10 protein-coding genes are annotated in these 17,623 nt (G+C 69.9%); 6 read left to right on the top strand and 4 right to left on the bottom strand.

The genetic code is table 11. The annotated features are described in order from the left end of the window. Positions 1-43: 43 nt before the first annotated feature. Positions 44-655, bottom strand: a complete 612-nt coding sequence (locus ACQP2O_RS25870; RefSeq protein WP_433190253.1) for a methyltransferase family protein — start codon at positions 653-655, stop codon at positions 44-46. Positions 656-897: 242 nt separating this feature from the next. Beyond that, complete coding sequence (locus ACQP2O_RS25865) at positions 898-1,827, bottom strand: LysR family transcriptional regulator (RefSeq protein WP_433190250.1); 930 nt, start codon at positions 1,825-1,827, stop codon at positions 898-900. Positions 1,828-2,012: 185 nt separating this feature from the next. Between ACQP2O_RS25865 and ACQP2O_RS25860 the strand changes: the two genes are divergently transcribed. From ACQP2O_RS25860 to ACQP2O_RS25845, 4 genes are all read left to right on the top strand, one after another. Continuing rightward, positions 2,013-3,668 (top strand): APC family permease, encoded by a 1,656-nt coding sequence (locus ACQP2O_RS25860; RefSeq protein ID WP_433190247.1) that lies wholly within the window; start codon positions 2,013-2,015, stop codon positions 3,666-3,668. A 46-nt stretch (positions 3,669-3,714) separates the two neighbouring features. After that, positions 3,715-4,860, top strand: coding sequence for a MalY/PatB family protein (locus tag ACQP2O_RS25855; RefSeq protein ID WP_433190244.1), 1,146 nt, complete (start codon positions 3,715-3,717; stop codon positions 4,858-4,860). A 320-nt stretch (positions 4,861-5,180) separates the two neighbouring features. Then, positions 5,181-5,525: a hypothetical protein gene (locus ACQP2O_RS25850; RefSeq protein WP_433190241.1), complete on the top strand. Its 345-nt coding sequence runs from the start codon at positions 5,181-5,183 to the stop codon at positions 5,523-5,525. Between the two features lie 94 nt (positions 5,526-5,619). Beyond that, positions 5,620-5,946, top strand: coding sequence for a hypothetical protein (locus ACQP2O_RS25845; RefSeq protein WP_433190238.1), 327 nt, complete (start codon positions 5,620-5,622; stop codon positions 5,944-5,946). Between the two features lie 399 nt (positions 5,947-6,345). On the opposite strand, the gene ACQP2O_RS25840 is transcribed toward ACQP2O_RS25845, so the two are convergent. Next, entirely contained in the window at positions 6,346-8,553 is a 2,208-nt protein-coding gene (locus tag ACQP2O_RS25840) for a glycoside hydrolase family 15 protein (protein WP_433190235.1), read from the bottom strand. A gap of 21 nt (positions 8,554-8,574) precedes the next feature. On the opposite strand from ACQP2O_RS25840, the gene ACQP2O_RS25835 reads away from it, so the two are divergent. Beyond that, complete coding sequence (locus tag ACQP2O_RS25835; protein ID WP_433190233.1) at positions 8,575-12,561, top strand: glycoside hydrolase family 2 TIM barrel-domain containing protein; 3,987 nt, start codon at positions 8,575-8,577, stop codon at positions 12,559-12,561. A gap of 66 nt (positions 12,562-12,627) precedes the next feature. Here the strand turns inward: ACQP2O_RS25835 and ACQP2O_RS25830 are convergent, their stop codons facing one another. Next, a complete protein-coding gene (locus ACQP2O_RS25830) occupies positions 12,628-16,146 on the bottom strand; it encodes a glycosyl hydrolase (RefSeq protein WP_433190230.1) in 3,519 nt (1,172 codons plus the stop codon). Between the two features lie 263 nt (positions 16,147-16,409). Between ACQP2O_RS25830 and ACQP2O_RS25825 the strand changes: the two genes are divergently transcribed. Continuing rightward, positions 16,410-17,621 carry a hypothetical protein gene (locus ACQP2O_RS25825; RefSeq protein ID WP_433190227.1) on the top strand — a complete coding sequence of 404 codons (1,212 nt, stop codon included), beginning with the start codon at positions 16,410-16,412 and terminating at the stop codon, positions 17,619-17,621. Positions 17,622-17,623 lie beyond the last annotated feature (2 nt).

Genomic DNA, 17,623 nt, shown 5'->3' with positions numbered 1-17,623 from the left:
CCGCTGGCCATGCGGCCAAATAGCAGGTCGTAGCGAACGGCCTCTAGAGGAGTCCTCGGTAGCGACCGATGCCGGGCAGAAACCGGCCGACCGACGCGGAGTAGCGGCGGTAGTGCTCGCCGTGGACGCGATGCAGGTAGGGCTCTTCAACGGCGCGGACCTGAAGCTCGATCGCCACGACCGCCAGGGCCAGCCCCGCGACGGCGATGAGGTTCGGCACCATCGCCACCAGCCCGATCGCCGTGGCGATCATCGCGGTGAAGATGGGGTTGCGGGCCAGAGCGAACGCACCGGTCGTCACCAGGTCGGTGCGTTCGGTCTCGTCGACGCCCACCCGCCAGGACACGCCCATCGACCATTGGGCCGCCATCGTGGCCGCCACTCCGAGCACGGTGATCACCGCGCCGGCCGTTCGGACGCTCGTACGGTCCAGAAGTCCGATGGGATCGTGCCCGACGAGTTCAGCGACCGGGCCGGCCGGAGCGACCACCAGAGCACCGATGAACAGGACGCGCGCCCACCATTGGACACTGCCCCGCCGAAGGCCCCCGCCCCGGAATCCGGCGTCGCCCGTGCGGTGCCGCTGGATCACGCCGCGCAGCCCGAACGCCAATGCCGCCCAGAGCAGGTAGAGGACCAATGCGGCCACCGCCATGGCTTCCTCCTTGAGGAGTCGAACACTCGTCGCTGAATGTGCCGGTCCCGCCGCGCCCCGTTCATGGGCGTGCGGGGACATTGATGAACATCTGAACAACTTCTCATACGTTGACCATAGGGATATTGGATCTCTGGAACAAGGCCGAGCGGCCTCGGCGTCGCTCATCGCGACGCGGCCGTCTGACGCCGCGACGATTCCGGCGTGCCACGACGGTGACGCGGGCTCGCGATATTCCCAGGTCAGGCGGGGGCTGCGGCAGCGGTGACGGCTGGAAGCTCGTGGAGCAGCCGCTGGAGACCCGCGTGGTCTTCGGAGTCGGCTCGGTGGGCGAGCCAGATCTCCAGTTGCCAGTTCGGCAGCGTCAGCGGGAGCAGGCGGACGCGGCCCGCGTTCAGGGCCTGGGATGCCGCGTACAGCGGGACGACGGCCACGTAGTCGGCCTCGACGGCGAGTTCGACGGCGACGTCGGGCGCTCCGACGAGTTGGACGGGGTGATGCCGGTCGCGTTCGGGGTGGGCGAACAGGTTGGCGAGTTCGTCCGCGGGGTCGCTTCCGGCCGCGGGCCGTGGAAGTGCGTGCACGGTGTAGTGGACCGCGACCTTCGTCGCCGTGAGGTCCGCAGGGGAAAGCCCGTCGCGTTCGGCCAGCGTGTGGTCCGGCCCGCACACCGCGACGAAAGGTGAGCGTGCGACGAGTCGCGACCGCAGGCTCGCGGGCAGTACCCGATGCACGACGAACGCGGCGTCGACGGCGCCGTCGAGCAGGAGGGTGATGGCTTCGTCGCTGGTCGCGACCCGGCAGCGGACGTCGAGAGGGTGCTCGGCCAAGGCCTTCAGAACGGGCCGGAACAGCGTGGTGGCGAGGCTGGCGGGCGCGGTGAGGGTGAGTCGGCTGAGGTCCTGCCGGCGTACGGCGAGCCGGGCCTCGTCGAGGAGTTCCAGGCATCGGCGCGCGTAACCGAGGAAGCGCGTTCCGGCCGGGGTGAGCGTCGTGCCGCGAGCCCCTCTGGTGAACAGCCGTGCCTGGAGTCTGCGTTCCAGAGCGGACATGCGGGTGCTCACCGAGGGCTGGGACAGCTGGAGTTCGACGGCCGCGCCACCGAAGCTGCCGGTCCGGGCAACAGCGTCAAAAACCACCAAATCGGCTGTTTCTATGCTTTCCAGCGGCATAGGCGCAGCTTAGGGCTAGGTCCAGGCAAACGCCGTCTACTCGACCGACGCCCGCGTACGGCACGGTACCGGTACAGGCCCTGACCTTGGGTTTGAGCAGTGAAGTCGGGTTGGTGACCGGCGATTCCGGTCGCCACCTCTCGCCGGGGGTCCTGCCGACCGTGCCGAGCACAGAAGGAGCACACATGCCCGACCGTGACGCGGCGCCGCAGACGTCCGGCGTCTCACCCCGCGACGACCAGCGGCTCCACCGCAGCCTGGGAACGCTCTCGCTGACCGCCATCACCTTCTCCAGCGTCATCGGCTCCGGCTGGCTGTTCGCCGCCTACAAGGCCTCGAAGCTGGCCGGGCCCGCGGCCTTGATCTCCTGGGTCGTCGCCGGGCTGGCCACGTTGCTGATCGCGCTGGTCTACATCGACCTGTCGTTTCGCCGACCGCTGTCCGGAGGCAACGTCCGGTGGCCTCAGCTCGCCTCCGGCCCGCTGGTCGGCACGGTGATCGGCTGGGCGGTCTTCCTGCAGGCCGCCTACGCCGGACCGAGCGAGGCGACCGCGGTCGCCCAGTACTCCGGCCGGTGGCTGCCGTGGCTGGTCTCGGGTGAGGCGCTCACCGTGCCAGGCCGCCTGTGCGCGGCCGTGCTGCTCATCGCCGTGTTCGCCCTCAACATGATCGGCATCGGCTTCGTCGCACGGGTCAACAACGCCGTCACCGCGGTGAAGTTCATCGTCCCGGCACTGACCGTGGTGTTGCTGCTGGCCAGCGGGTTCGACACCAAGAACTACGCGGCGGGAGGCGGCTTCGCGCCCAACGGCTTCGCGGCGTCGCTGACCGCGATCGTCGGCGCCGGCCTGATCTACTCCTTCACCGGCATCAACGCCGCGGCGGTGCTGTCCGGGGAGGCACGCGATCCCCGGCGTACGGTGCCCCGCGCGACGCTGACCGCCCTCGCCGTCTCCTTCGTCATCTACCTGGGCCTGCAGCTGTCCATGCTGTTCACCCTCCCCACCGGCCTGCTCGGCACCGGATGGCGCGGCATCAACCTGACCTCGCCACTCGCCCAGCTCGCGAGCCTGATCGGCATGGGATGGCTGTCGTGGCTGCTGCTGGCCGACGCCGCCTTCTCCCCGACCGGGAGCATCCTGATCTCCGCGTCGGTCAAGGGCCGCTACACCTACGGCGCCGCCCAGAACGGCATCCTGCCCCGATTCTTCGCCGCCGTGCACGAACGCACCGGCATCCCGCGCCGCGCCCTGATGCTGAACCTCACCATCGGCGTGGTCATCGTCCTGGCCCTGGGCAACTGGTCCGACATCGCCAGCTCCCTCAGCTTCTACTACGGGCTCAGCTACGCGGCCGTGTCCGTCGCGGTCACCGTCCTGTACGCGGCCGGCGACCGCAGCGGCGGCTGGCTCGGGCGGTGGAGTCTCCCGGTCGGGGCGAGTTCGTTCGTCCTGTCGGGTCTCATCCTGTACTGGTCGGGATGGGAACGCGTCCGCGTCGCCGCCCCGCTCCTGCTCATCGGCCTGGTCGTCTACGCCTTTCAGGGCATCGGCCGCACATCCCGTACGCGCCTGTCGTACCGGACCGGTGCATGGCTGATCGTCTTCCTCTGCGGCCTCGGCCTCGTGTCCTTCCTCGGCAGCTTCGAGGGCCGTGACGTGATCGCGGCGCCGTACGACTCGCTTCTCGTCGGACTCGCCAGCCTCGTCATCTGGCGGGCGGCCTACCGGTCCGGGCTCAGCTGGCACCGGTCGGCCGGCGTTGAGACCGGGACGACCGCGAGCGAACCGGCGGCGCCCGCATCGGGCTCACCGATCCCCGCGGAAGGACCTCAGACGTGACCGCGCCGAACCGGCGGCGGCGGAGAAACCGAACAGGAGAACCGAATTGCTGAACTGGGACGTCTCCCGCTCACGGGCGCGCGGATGCAAACGCTGGTCGAACCACGGGCCGGACGTGCTCGATCTCGGCGTCGCGGAGATGGACCTGCCGATCGCCGACCCCATCCTCGCCGCCGTCCGTGAGGCGACCGACCGCCAGGCGTTCGGCTATCCGGTCGACGACCACCTCAGCGGCGTCCCCACGGCGACGGCAGCCTGGCTCGGACGACAGGGACTCTCGGTGAAGCCGGCCGACATCCGGCTCATCCCCGACGCGATGCGCGGCATCCTGCTCGCGATCCGGCATCTGACCGAGCCGTCGTCTCCGGTCGTCGTACCCACCCCCTCCTATCCCCGCTTCTTCGAGGTCGTCGCGGTCACCGGCCGCCCCTGCGTACAGGTCCCGATGCGCCCCGAGGCCGGCAGGTACCGCCTCGACCTGGCGGGAATCGAGCGCGCCCTGCGCGCCGGGGCGGGCTCGGTGATCCTCTGTCACCCCGCCAATCCGGTGGGACGCGTCTTCACCGCGAACGAGCTCGCCGAACTCGCGGCGATCGTCGACCGGTACGGCGCCCGCGTCATCTCCGACGAGGTCCACGCCCCGATCCGCTACACCGAACCCTTCACCCCGTACGCCGCCCTCAACGAGACCGCCCGGCGACACGCGATCACCGTCACCAGCGCGACCAAGGCGTGGAACTTCCCCGGGCTGCGGTGCGCCATGGTCGCGTTGACCAACGGCCGCGACCCCGCGATCTGGGACGGCATCCGCCACGTCGAAAAGAGCGGCATCAGCCCACTCGGCATGGTCGCCACCACGGCCGCCCTCGCCGAAGGCGCACCATGGCTCGACGAGGCGCTGACGTTCCTGGACGACAACCGCCGCCTGGTCACCGAATTCCTCGCCGGAGCCGAACTCCCCATCCACGCCGACGCCCCGGAAGCGACGTACTTCTCCTGGCTGAACCTGACCGCCTTCGACATCGACCGACCCGCGGCGTTCCTCCTGGAGCACGCCGGCGTCGCCACCGGAGCCGGCCCGACCTACGGTCACGGCGGTGCGGGGCACGTCCGCCTGAACTTCGCCACCCCACAACCGGCCCTCATCGAGGCGCTGGAGCGGATCACGACCGCCCTGACCAAACGACTGTGATCGGTATGCGCCCCTCCCCCAGCCCCCGCCACCGAGACGTTCGCCTATAGCACTTTGACCGTCAACGGCGTCGAGCGTTCTGCCCCCACGGCACGCCGTCGCCTCACATCGACCGGAGGACGGCACAGTGCTGATCGAGGTCGCCGACTCCTCCCAGGACGAACCCAGGATCAGAGACGCCCCACTTACACCAGCCGGGAGGGGTTGGTGTCCGGTGAACCCGTACCCGCCGAGCGGTGGCTCGGGAGCTCTATGATCGCACCTGCACATATCTGATCGTCCGTCCGGAAATACGGACAACAAGCTGGAAAAGGTGCGATATGAGCTTCATTACCAAGGCATTCGAGATCACCGAAAAGGGCTTCGACTCCAGCGTCGAGGCCGTCGAGGAGTGGAACGAGCACCGGCGCGCGCAGAGGCTGCTGCTCAAGCTGGGCGTCGCCGTCTACGCTGAGCAGCGCCTGGGCCACGACCACGACACGGTGGAGCGCATAATGAAGGCCATCGATGGCCATGTCGCCGACTCTGGAGAGATCGAACTGGATCATCTGCGGGTGGCCAAGGACGTGCTGGGCGAGGACTTCGTCGCCGCACACAGCGACGACGCCAAGCCGACCGACAGCGAACGCGACGCCGACACCACCGTGACCACCCCCACCGCCTGAGCTCGAGCGGTCGGGCATCGTGTTTCCGTCCGCGTGCCGCTCGAATATCGAGGTACATAGTCTGAGATGGGCTTATGCGACGTGGTGGTATTCGTTGATCACGCCGGTGGCGGATGGGCGGCAACGCCTGATCATCTGTGACACCAAGGTCGCCTACGGCGTGCCGATTCTCGAGAGCCGCGAGAAGCTGCACTTCATGCTGGACGCTGTGGACATCGAGCAGGCGGTACCGCAGCTCGCATCGTGGCCCGGCACAACCTATACCCGGCTACTGCGTGGAGCCGTCCCACGAATCCTGGACGACTACGACTACAGATTCGAGCTGCGGAAGGCGAAACTCGTACGCCCGGGGCAAACGCACCCGTCGGCATCGTGGCGGCATTTTCCAGCGCGACTGGCATACCGACACGCAGCGCTGTGACCCGAAAGGACCACGGCGCAGGCTGAACAGGTGCCCCACCACCGGCATCACCGCTTGCGCACAAAGACACCTTCCCTACTTCGCCGCGACCGGCCGAGACTGCCGCGCGCACGTAGCGGTACCGCTGACGCGGCAGTGCGTTGGGAGATCACCGTTGTACGAGGCGGTCGGCGGGCTCCGACTGCCCGGATCGTGGCCTTGCCGACTCCCCCGGACCGACGAGGGTCACCAGCCGGTCCGCCGACAGTCGCCCGGAGACACGGGCCACCTCCTCCGCGCGGCCGACGAAACTGGCCGGCGCCCCTCTCACTCTGGCGACGTGCCTCCTCATTCCTGGTACGGCTCGCGCCGACGGCTGGGGCCGTTCCCGGAGGGGATCCCGCGGCGAAGTGCGGGCGCTCAGGATGTGCCGTACCGGGCGGCGACGACCGAGGGCCGGTCGACGGGGCGCCCGGCGTCGATGGACTGGGCGAGCCGGACGTACTGCGCCTCGGCCCAGGCGAGCGGTGCCGCCGAGCCCGTCGCGCCGCCGAAGGTGAACCCGTACCGGTCGGCCCGGTCCCACACCTGTTCGGGGATCAGGTAGCCGGCGTTCGCGCTGTCGGCCATGGCCTTCAGCTGAGCGGTCGCCGGCCGGCCCGCGGCCAGTTCGTACTCGCCGCGTTCGCCGGACAGCAGCGGCCACACCCGGCCGGTCGGGTGGCCGTGGCCGGCGGGCCAGCCGGTGCCGTCGTCCTGGCTCTCGCCGTAGGAGTCGTGGTTGTAGCGGTGCCAGTACACATCGCCGTTCGGGGCGGTGACCGAGTCGACCGCGTCGAGCTCGGGCAGGGAGGCCGTCACGTCGCCGTAGGACGCGGGGCGAACGCCGAGCCGTACCAGGTCCAGGAAGCCGCCGTCGACGATGTCGCGCTCCCACCAGGTGCCGTCGGCGAAGGTACGGGCGTAGGTGTCGTTCGGGTCGGTGTCGTGCTCGATCCGCTCGTAGTAGGAGTGGTCGCCGAAGTACCCGGTCGTGGTGAACGTCTGCCGGTCGAGTGCGTTCCGCCACGAGTCGGCGGTGTTCTCGTACGTCGTGGCGCTCGCGGTGTCGCCGTTGCGGCGGGCGATGTCGCCGGCGCAGACCAGGCCGGCGATCTCGGCCGCGACGGTGGACGGCGACAGGCCGTTCTGTTCCTCCCAGCGCTCCCCCGGCGTGGCGGGACCGAAGCTCACGATGTGGTCGGCGGTCAGTTTGATCTTCGACCAGGTGGCGGAGTCCGTGAGCCCGGTCTGCCAGGCCAGGACGATCGGGAAGGCGTCCTCGTCCAGTTGCTCGCAGCAGCCGAGCTGCTGCGAGGTCGCGCCGCTCACTCCGCCGACCGGTGAGTAGCGGGGGAAGGATCCGGGTCCGTACGTGACGCCGTCGCCCGGGGTCCACGCGGTGATCTGCTGGCGGTTCCAGAGCCACTGGGCCATACGCTTGGCCTGCGCGGCGTCGCCGGCCGCGAGCAGGGCCGTGCCCTGCTGGTACAGGTCGCGGGCCCAGACGCGATGGTAACCGTCGTTCAGCGCGCCGCCGTCGACGTAGTCGCCCCAGGGCGTGGCCAGGGACGCGACGTTCGCGCCCGGGAAGGTCTTGTCCTCCAGGCCGTGCAGCGTCATCAGGCCCACCAGGTACGTGCGGCGGCGCAGGGTGTCGCCGGACACGCTCGCGGGCACGGTCTTGCCGCTCAGGTAGCCGTGCCAGCCGGACCCGTACGACGACTCGGCCGCGGTGAAGCCCGCCGACAGCGACGCGGTGGCCGCCGAGGCAGCGGCCGTACGGTCGGCGCCGAAGCCCAGCGCGAGCGTGAACGTCGTGTCCGTGCCAACCGGGACCTGGCCGGCCTGCACGATGTTGCCGGCGCTGCTCGCGGTGTCGTACTGGCCGGTCAGCCGCCTGTTGGCGCGCAGGTCGACGAGGCCGTCACTGGCCGTGCCGCTGTAGCCGCTCGTGTGGGTGGTGAAGGCGGCCGAGGACTTCAGCGCCGAGGCCACCGTCGACCCGAACACCGGCTGCCCGTCAGAGGCGACCAGCGCGCCGTCCGCGGCGTCCCACGCGCCGGTGTCGTTGCCGCCGCTGCCGGCCAGCGAGGGGTTGAACAGCGCGTACAGCTTGTACGCGCCGCCGTCCAGCGACTGGAAACGCGTCTTGATCAGCAGGGTCGAACGGGCCGGGTCGGTCACGTACGTCTCGGTCAGCCGGTACCGGCCGCTCGTCGCCGTGTTGGTCACGGTGTATTCCGGCGACCTCTCGTCCGGCATCGACACCGTGTGCGTGGTCGCGTCGCGTTCGAGATCGGTGAAGCTCGAGCCGTCGGTCACCACGTACTGCAGGTCCTGCACGTCGGGCACGTCGGTCCGGGGATAGAAGACCTCGGACGTGACGCCCTTGGCCACGGTGAACCAGACCTTGGAGGCCGCGCCGGTGGCGGTGCCGAGCGCGGTCTTGTCGCCGGTGGTCCATGAGGAGCCGCCGCCCGGCGCGCCGGGAGCGTCACCGGCCGCATACGCCGTGGTTCCCGAGACCGTGACCGCTCCCAGCAGGAGCGCCGTACCGAGCCGACCAAGCCGCGCGCACCAGCTCATGGCAATGCTCCTCAACGCTCCGTGAGAGACCGCCCGCCCGAACATAGGCGGGATCGGGAGGCGCGACAAGATCCACGGCTGTTGACCGTCCCCCATCCCGCGCCTAGATTGAGGAAAACCTTTTCCTCGCCGGCCGTGCGGGCCGAATGGAAAGGACGGCAGATGTTCAGCCGGAGAACGGTCCTCAAGATCGGGGCGCTCGGCATCGCGGCGAAACCATTGACCGGCCGAGGTACGGCATCGGGTTCCGGAGGCTCATCGACGCCGATGACGTCCGAGGTCGCGTACCTGTCGGGCACGGACAAGGATCACGCGGTCGAGTGGCGTTTCATGGTGAGCGGCGGACGGGGTTCCGGTGAATGGACCACCATTCCCGTGCCGTCGAACTGGGAACTCCACGGCCACGGCACGTACGACTACGGAAACTTCGTCAAGGACCACCCCGACCAGCCGAACGAGCAGGGCGTGTACGAGCGTGCGTTCACGGTCCCGCCGGGCTGGCGTGGCAGGAAGATCTTCATCGTCTTCGAAGGCAGCATGACGGACACCCAGGTGCGGATCAACGGGTCGGCCGTCGGGCCGACGCACCAGGGCGGCTTCGTCCGCTTCACGTACGAGGTCACTGAGGTGCTCGCTTTCGGCGGCCCGAACCTGTTGAGGGTGACGGTCGACAAGGAATCCGCCAACGCCTCGATCAACGGTGCGGAGCGCAGGGGCGATTACTGGATCTTCGGCGGCATCTACCGGCCGGTCTATCTGCTGGCGCATCCCGCCGAATTCATCGACCGTCTGGCGATCGACGCCCAGGCCGACGGGTCGCTCTCCGTCGACGTCTTCCCGGGTGCCGTCGCCGAGGCCGACATTCTCCGAGCGCAGGTCAGGTCCATGGACGGGACGAAGGTCGGCCGTCCCTTCTCCGCGGGCGTCCGCGCCGATGGAGGCAAGGTGACCCTGTCCACTCGCGTGGACGACCCGAGGCTCTGGACGGCGGAGACCCCGAATCTCTATCGGCTGGAAGTGACGCTGGGCAAGGGCGACGAGGTGCTGCACCGGGTCAGCGAGCGGTTCGGCTTCCGCACCGTCGAGGTACGCCCGGGAAAAGGCATCTTTCTCAACGGAAAACGGATCATGCTCAAGGGCATCACGCGGCACGCCGAATGGCCGGACTCCGGTCGCGCGACCAGCCCGAAGATGAACCGCGACGACATTCTCCTGATGAAGGAGATGAACATCAATGCCGTCCGGCTGTCGCACTACCCACAGGACCAGGACTTCTACGACCTCGCCGACGAGCTCGGCCTGTACGTTCTCGACGAGCTGCCCGGTTGGCACACGCCGTACGACACGCCGAGCGCGAAACGGCTCGTGGAGGAGATGGTCGTCCGGGACGTCAACCATCCGTCCGTCATCTTCTGGGACAACGGCAACGAGGGCGGCTGGAACACCGCCGTGGACGGCGACTTCGCGCTGTATGACCCACAACGGCGGCCGGTCCTGCACCCTTCGAGTGAACCGTTCAACGGCGTCCGGACCACCCATTACCCGACGTACGAGAACGTCCAGGACTACCTGCGGAACGAGCCTGGCTCGATCTACCTGCCGACGGAGTTTCTCCACTCCATGTACGACGGAGGTGGCGGCGCCGGGCTGGCGGACTACTGGAACCTCATGATGAGCAAACCGAACTCCGGCGGCGGATTCATCTGGGCATTTCTCGACAGTGGGATCGTCCGTACCGACCAGGGCGGCCGGATCGACGTGGCGGGCGACCGCGCCCCGGACGGCGTCGTGGGGCCGTACCGCGAGAAGGAGGGGAGCTTTTACGCGATCCGGGAGATCTGGTCGCCGATTCTCGCCACCCTGCGAGGCTCTGGTCCGAACCCGGCGGTGTTCGACATCGAGCTCACCAACCGATACGACTTCACGAACCTCGACGACTGCCGGTTCGACTGGAAACTGATCAGATTCCGTGGGCCGCACGAGGATTCCACCGGTCACACGGTGGTGGTGAACGGCGCGGCGAACGTCCGTGGCGCCGGGCCGGGTGAGAGTGCGACGCTGACGCTACGTCTCCCGCCGCCGGCGGTGAAGCGGTCCGACGCGCTGGCGCTGGCCGCCGTCGACCCCTCCGGCCGCGAGGTGTGCTCATGGGTGTGGCCGATCACGACGGCCACGGGGTACAAGGACCGCATCGTCCCGGCCGGAACCGGCACCGTGACGGCGACGGAGACCCCGGACGCGATCACCATGACCGCCTCGGGAACCGCGGTCACCATCGGCAAACACACCGGCCTGTTGACCGGCGTCCGGAATAACGGTATCCCCATGTCGCTCACCAACGGGCCCGTGCTGACCACCGGAAAGGCGACGCTCTCCGAAATCACCCACTACAAGGAAGGCGCCGCTCACGTCGTCCGCGCCGACTACAGCGGCGATCTTTCATATGTCACCTGGCGCATGCTGGGCAACGGGTGGCTTCAACTGGAGTATCGGTATCGCGTCACCGGCGACCGGGACTTCTCGGGCGTCTCATTCGACTATCCCGAGCACCAGATCGGCGGCGTCAAATGGCTCGGAAAGGGGCCGTACCGGGTTTGGAAAAACCGAACGCTCGGCCCTGTCACCGACGTGTGGCAAAAGGATTACAACGATACGTCGACCGGTTCCGACCTCTGGGGGGCCGATCACTGGAAGTATCCCGAATTCAAGGGCTACCATGCCGGGACCTACTGGGCGGTGCTGGGCGCCCGCGAGGGCGACATCACGATCGTCACGGAGCAGGAGGACCTGTTCCTCCGCCTGTGCACCCCCAAGTTCGGCACCAATCCCGGCACCGCGACGGCGGCGTTCCCCGGCGGGGACATCTCATTCCTTGACGCCATCGCGCCCATCGGCGACAAGAACCACGCCCCGCCCCAGACCGGCCCCTCAGGGCGGCCGAACTCGGGGGACGGAGACTACCGGCGGACGATCTGGCTCTCCTTCGAGAGCAAGACGGTGCGGCTGGCGGTCGACGATATCGGCGAGATCGCCCACGGCAGGTCCGAGATCACCGCCCGGCTCTCGAACCAGGCCGAGGACGGATCTCCCGCTCGCGACGTCCGCCTCGCGCTGGACGTGCCACGGGGCTGGAGCGTCACGCCACGCACGCCGGATCGCTTCCGTACCGTGGCCCCTGGCCAGACGGTCGAGACGACATGGGCCGTCACACCACCGGCCGGCATCTTCGGCAAATTCTCCCTCCGGGCCGAGGCGGGCTATCTGGACCGGACGGCTCATCGACGGGTGTGGAGCGAAGCGAAGGACGCGGTCGTGGGCAGCGGCCCCGAGCCGCCGGAGATGGTCGCCTGGTACAGGTTCGGCGAGAGCGCGGGGCGAACCGCCGCCGACTCGAGCGGCCGGCGGGACAGGGACCTGACGGCGACGCTCGTCGGCGACGCCACCTGGGGTGCGGGCCGGGTCGGCAACGCCGTGCACCTCAACGCCTCCGGATCGAACGACGGCCACATCCGGCTGCCGCAGGGGATCCTGGCCGGGGCGCGCGAGGCCACCATCGCCTGCTGGGTCAGGCCGACCTCCCTGCCACGGTGGCTGCGCGTCTTCGACTTCGGATTTGACCGGGTCACGTACATGTTCCTGACGCAGGGCACCAACCTGCGTCCGCCGGAGCTGACCGACGACATGCTGATGTTCGCCATCACGATGAACGGCTCCGGCGCGGAGCAGCACCTGCACGCGCCTCCCCTGCCGGCCGGCGAATGGAGACACGTGGCGGTCACGCTGGCCGGCGACAGCGGCGGCGGCCGCCTGTACGTGGACGGCGTCCAGGTCGACGCCAACCCCGCCATGGACCTCGTACCGATGTACCTGGGCGACACCCCGCGGAATTACGTCGGCCGGTCACAGTTCTCCGGGGATCCCTACCTGCCCGGTGCCGTGGACGAGTTGCGCGTCTTCGGGCGAGCGCTGTCCGACGGCCAGGTCCACGCGCTCTACGAACGGCCCTAGGGCCCGTCTCGAAGCCCCGCTGTCCTACTGCGCGGCTTCGAGACAGGCCCTGGCAGAGCCGGATGCTCACCTCGTGGACGTCAGTGTCACCGGCCCGATCAGACCGTTGTCCGTGCGCTGCCGGCCGGCCGCGCCGGTCCCCGGAGCGACGCGTACCGCGTTGATCAGCGGAGTGGCGACCCGCACCGTGATCGTGTTGTCCCCCGGCCGCAGGTAGCGGCCGATGTCGACGTGGCCGACGTCGAGACTGTCCAGGGGCGGCAACGCGTGACCGTTGACGGACACCCGGCACGTGTCCACAACGGCGCCGAGATCGAGATAGGCGCCGTGTCCGAGGGTTCCGAGCCGGACACGAGTGGTGTACGTCCCCACTCCCGCCACGTCGGCCAGATCAACCGGGTAGCCGGCCGACTTGGCGATACGGGTCCACGCGGGAAGCGCTCCGGCGGCATCCGCGGTGACCGTGATCGGCCCGAGTGCGGTGTGGGCCGTGTCATCGGGCCGGCCGGAGCGGCCCGGGGTCCAGCTGTCGACGGTCAGGTCCCAGGACGTCAGCCACTGGACGGCGACCGTTCCGCCCGGCGTACGAGGCGGAGCCGCCGGGGTGCCGAACCGGTCGGCGCGGCCCACCGCGATCACCATGACGTCGTGGGCGGCGAGCCGTACCGGCACGGTCACCGTGTGGGAGCCGGCGGTGCGCTCCCCGAGCGACGTGATCCTCCCGGTCCAGGTGTCGAGACGGTACGCGGCGCCGTCACCGGTCAGCCGTACGGTCTGGTCGGCCGCGGTGTCGGAGTCGTTGTACAGGAAGTAGTAGTCGGCGTCGGCGGTGTGGCGGCGTACGTCCAGGATCCGGCCGGACCCCGTGCCGACATGCGCGGCGGCCGCCGTCACGCCGAGCGAGGCGAGCGCCGCCGGGACATCGTCCTGTGCCGCGGCCCGCGCGACATGATGCCGCCCGTCGCCGATGTAGGAGTACAGCGTGTCGATGTCCTTCCGCACCACGGCGTCGTCCGCGGGGCCGTACCCCGGGGTCGTGACGGTCGGCGGGTGGTCCGATCCGACGATGACGATCGGCAGGCCCTGTCGCGCCAGGCCAAGGATCTTGTCCGCGGCGTCGCGCCGGTAGGTCCGCTGGTCGTTCAGCAGCAGCGCCCGGTAGCCGGACCTGCCGGGGAAGAGCCGCCCACCGCTGTACGTCGCCGACGGCTCCTTCAGGAACTCGGGGCTGACGTACCCGTAGGTGTATCCGGCGCCCGCCATCGCCGACGTGTCGGGGATGATGGTCTCCGGCCGGTCGCCGGCCTGTCCCGCCAGGCCGAGGTTCTGGTAGTAGACGCCCACGTCGAACTGCGGCGTGCCCTGCCGCAGCACGAGTGACAGCCGCGCGAGGTGGTCGTTGACCGCCTTCATGTCGGACCACTGCGGCATCCGCGGGCCCCACGCCTCCGCGAAGCTGGTGTTCCCGCCGTAGCTGAACCCCGGCCACCGTGTCTGCTCTCCGGAGCCGGGCGGCGCTGTCAGGTACGGGAAACCGTGCCAGACGACCTGGTTGTCCCCGCCGGCCATGCCGGGGTAGAGCTGGGTCGCCAGGTTCTGCGCGACGGTGGTCGCCCACACCTTGCCGGCCATCGCGCAGCACTCGCTCGAGACCACCGGCGCGCCGCTCATGTACGCCCCGGATGCGATCACCTTGAACAGCTGGTCCGGATCGTGGCCGGAGAACTCCAGGCCCTCGCCCTCGGGAATGCCGATGTGCTCCGCGGCATGCGCCGCGTCGATCGGATCGCCGTACGGCTGGGCGCGCAGCGTCATGCCGTGGCTCTCCGTCCACCGCTGCAGGGCGGGCAGGTACCTGTCCGCGTACAGGTCGCTCCACGTCTGCGCGTAGTCCCAGCGCACCCGGTCACCGGTGCCGTCGGAGAAGTCGAAGGCCGGCGTGACCGGCCCCTTGCGCGTGATCGCGGCACCGGCCAGCGCCGGGAGGAACGGCGCCACCGAGTAGCCACGGCGCTCCCGGAACCGGTCCGCGAAGTCGGCGGTCCAGGTCTCGTTGTAGCCCAGTTCGAGGGAGTCCTCGAAGATGGCGCCTCCCGAGTGAGCCGACAGGGGAAGACCGGGAGGTCGGCCGGGGTGGGTTGGTCGGGAAATAATCGCCTGGTCCCAGAAGTCGCCCATGGCGTCGGCGCCGCGCGCGCTCAGGTGGTCGAGGGCGTAGTCGGGCGCCTCCGCCGCGGTCGTCGTCTGCACCCGCCCGTCGGCGGTCCGGTAGAAGTCCAGAAGGACCCACGGGTGGCCGTTGCCGACGGGGAACGTGTAGTGGAGTCCGCCGCCGGCGTCGACCAGTTTCGTCACGTCGCGCACCGACGCGCGGTCGAGTTTCTGTGGCGCGGCGCCCCCGGGTGCGCAGTCGGCGCCGCACTGGGCGGCCACCACGGCCACGAGGGTCGTCTTCGCCGTGTCCACGACCGGCGCGCCCGCGGGATGCGGATGGGCCGCCGGGGTCACGACGGTCGCCGTCGCGCCGCCGTACCGGCGGACCAGGTCGCCGGCCGGATGGCGATGGGGCAGCGCGGGCGTGACGGTGATGCCGCCGCTCGGAGTCGCGGTGGCGGCGCCACGGGCCTGTGCGTGTTCGAGCGGGGCGTCGAGCGTCAGGGTGCCCGGCCGCCCACTGTTGCTGTGCGCGACGTTGGTGACGGTCCGCGTCTCCTGATCGGATCCGATACCGATCACGACCGTGCCACCGGGCTGGAGGTTCATGTCGTTGGCGACCACCACGCTGGTGGCGCCCGTGTCGGCCGCGGCGTACAGCGTCGACTTCTGACTCTGCGAGCCGAGGTCAGTGACGGCGGCGACGTCCTCGCCGGCGCCGGAGCCGATGACGATCCGGTCACCGGTCCGCAGGCCGTCCGGCACGTCCGTGACCGAGACGATGCTCGCACCGGCGGCCGTGTCCGTCGCCGCGGTGGTGCAGCCCATCGAGGTTCCCACCCGCTCGACCGTGACGGCGTCGAGGTCGGCGCCCGTGCCGAGCGTGATCCGGTCGCCGACGGCCAGACCCGCGGTGCTCGCGAGCCGAACGTCCGTGGCACCGCCCGCCGTCGGTGCGCAGGCGAGAGTGTTCACGGTCGGCGGGTTCGTGGTCGTCGGTGGGAGTGCTCCGTCGCGGCTGCGGCCGGCGTCGGTGAACTCGGCGCCGTAGATGAGTTGCTGCGCGGCTGCCGGCTGGTTGAAGTTGTGCACGGAGGGCACGACCGGCGGCCAGGCCGGCCCGGCGGCCATATCGAGGATCAGGCCGTCGTTCCGGGCCGCCTCGGCGATGACCTGAAGCCTGTGCCGCCACTTCGGCGTGCCCCAGCCGTTCACATCGAGGTAGCTGCGGCTGCCGAAGACCGGATCGGTGGTGGCGTGCGGCACCGGAAACGCGGTGACCTCGACGCCTCCCCCGCCGGCCTGAGCGATCTGCCCGAGTTCCCGGCGTAGCTCCGTATCGCTGGTGTCCGCTACCGGAAGCCACCACCGGTACTTCGGGCGCACCGTGGCCGGCGGGTCTGCGAAGGTGCCCGCGCTCAACGCGGGCACGAGGGCACCTGCCCGCACCGACGCACCTCGGTCCGGGGAGGACCCGGCAACCGCCGCCGACACCGGCGTCGGGAGGGTCGCGGTCAGGATCGCCGCGACGAACGCACGGAGGTGGGGGCGCCTGGCCGCCGTCCCTCGCGGTCTCCGTCCACGCATGGCCGTCTCCTCTCCCCCGCCTCATCGGCGGCGGCACGAAGGTCTTGACGTCTCCGCGCTGCGCGGCGACGGTGGCTGGGAAAAGGTTTTCCGAGAGAGGTGGACCGATGACCCCTGTGAACCGCAGATCGGTGCTGGGTACGCTCGGCGCCGCTGCCGCGTCCGCCTCCGTCGGCTGGACGCTCCCGGCCGCCGCGGACACGCGCACCGCGGGCGGCGTCCGGCCGCGCCCGGTGGCGCCGGTCAACGCCGAGGTGGCGGCGGCGCACAGCGCGGCGTACAAGACGCTGCCGCAGGAGGTGGTCGGCGTCGACGTCGAGGACCTGATGACGATCCACACCGCGGCCGACGTCGAGGCGATGCGGCCCCGGCTCCTCGCCAAGGTCTGGAAGACCACCGGCCGGCTGCCGGCCGGCCTGCCCGAGGTCCAGCGCGGCGTCGGCGCCCCGGCCGAGCTGCCGGCGTTCGAGGGCGTACGCCGCTACGACCGGCTCACGGTCCGGATGCCGTTCGGGCTGTTCTCGACGATGTTCGCGCTCGAGCCACGGCACCGGCCGCACAGCCGCGTCGCCTTCTACCACAACGGCCACGGCGAGCCACTGGACACCATGCAGCGGACCGCTCAGGGGCTGCTCGACCACGGCTATGTCGTGCTGCTGTTCGCGATGCCCTTCTACCACTGGAACCCGAAGACGCTCCAGGACCCGAACGACCCGTCGGCGACCAGGCAGCCGTCGCACAACGACCTGGGCCTGTGGGAGTCGGCGGAGTTCTCGCCGCTGGCGTTCTTCCTCGAGCCGCCGGCGGTGGCGATGAACCACGTGCGGGCGGCCTACCGCCCTTCGTCGGTGCAGATGGTCGGGCTGTCCGGCGGAGGATGGACGACCACGGTCTACCCGGCGCTGGACCCCCGGATCACCCGCTCGTACCCGACGGCCGGCTCCCTGCCGTTCTTCGTCCGCCCCGGATCGCCGAAGCCGGGCCCGACCCGCGGCGACTGGGAACAGCGCCAGGACAAACAACCCGGCTTCTACGGCGTCGCCGACTTCCCGGACATCTACGCGCTCGGCTCGGTCGGGCCACACCGCCGGCAGATGCAGATCCTCAACCGCTTCGACGAGTGCTGCTTCAACGGCGTCGGGCACCGCGGCTACGAACCCGCCGTACGACAGCGCATCGCCGTGATCGGCGGCGGTGACGGCGCCGGCGGCCACTGGGAACTGCTCGAGGACGCCACCCACGGCCAGCACACCATCAGCCCGTACGCGCTGTCCGTCATCCTCTGGGACCTCGACGCCAACTGCGCCCACCTCCCCTAGAA

The sequence above is a fragment of the Actinoallomurus sp. CA-150999 genome, from assembly GCF_050942425.1.
Classification (GTDB): Bacteria; Actinomycetota; Actinomycetes; order Streptosporangiales; family Streptosporangiaceae; genus Actinoallomurus.
This window is presented reverse-complemented; position numbering and strand designations above follow the sequence as displayed.

Excerpts from the sequence above, each read along its gene's own strand:
- ACQP2O_RS25870 (WP_433190253.1), bottom strand. The coding sequence starts at position 655 with ATGGCGGTGGCCGCATTGGTCCTCTACCTGCTCTGGGCGGCATTGGCG.
- ACQP2O_RS25865 (WP_433190250.1), bottom strand. The coding sequence starts at position 1,827 with ATGCCGCTGGAAAGCATAGAAACAGCCGATTTGGTGGTTTTTGACGCT.
- ACQP2O_RS25860 (WP_433190247.1), top strand. The coding sequence starts at position 2,013 with ATGCCCGACCGTGACGCGGCGCCGCAGACGTCCGGCGTCTCACCCCGC.
- ACQP2O_RS25850 (WP_433190241.1), top strand. The coding sequence starts at position 5,181 with ATGAGCTTCATTACCAAGGCATTCGAGATCACCGAAAAGGGCTTCGAC.
- ACQP2O_RS25840 (WP_433190235.1), bottom strand. The coding sequence starts at position 8,553 with ATGAGCTGGTGCGCGCGGCTTGGTCGGCTCGGTACGGCGCTCCTGCTG.
- ACQP2O_RS25825 (WP_433190227.1), top strand. The coding sequence starts at position 16,410 with ATGACCCCTGTGAACCGCAGATCGGTGCTGGGTACGCTCGGCGCCGCT.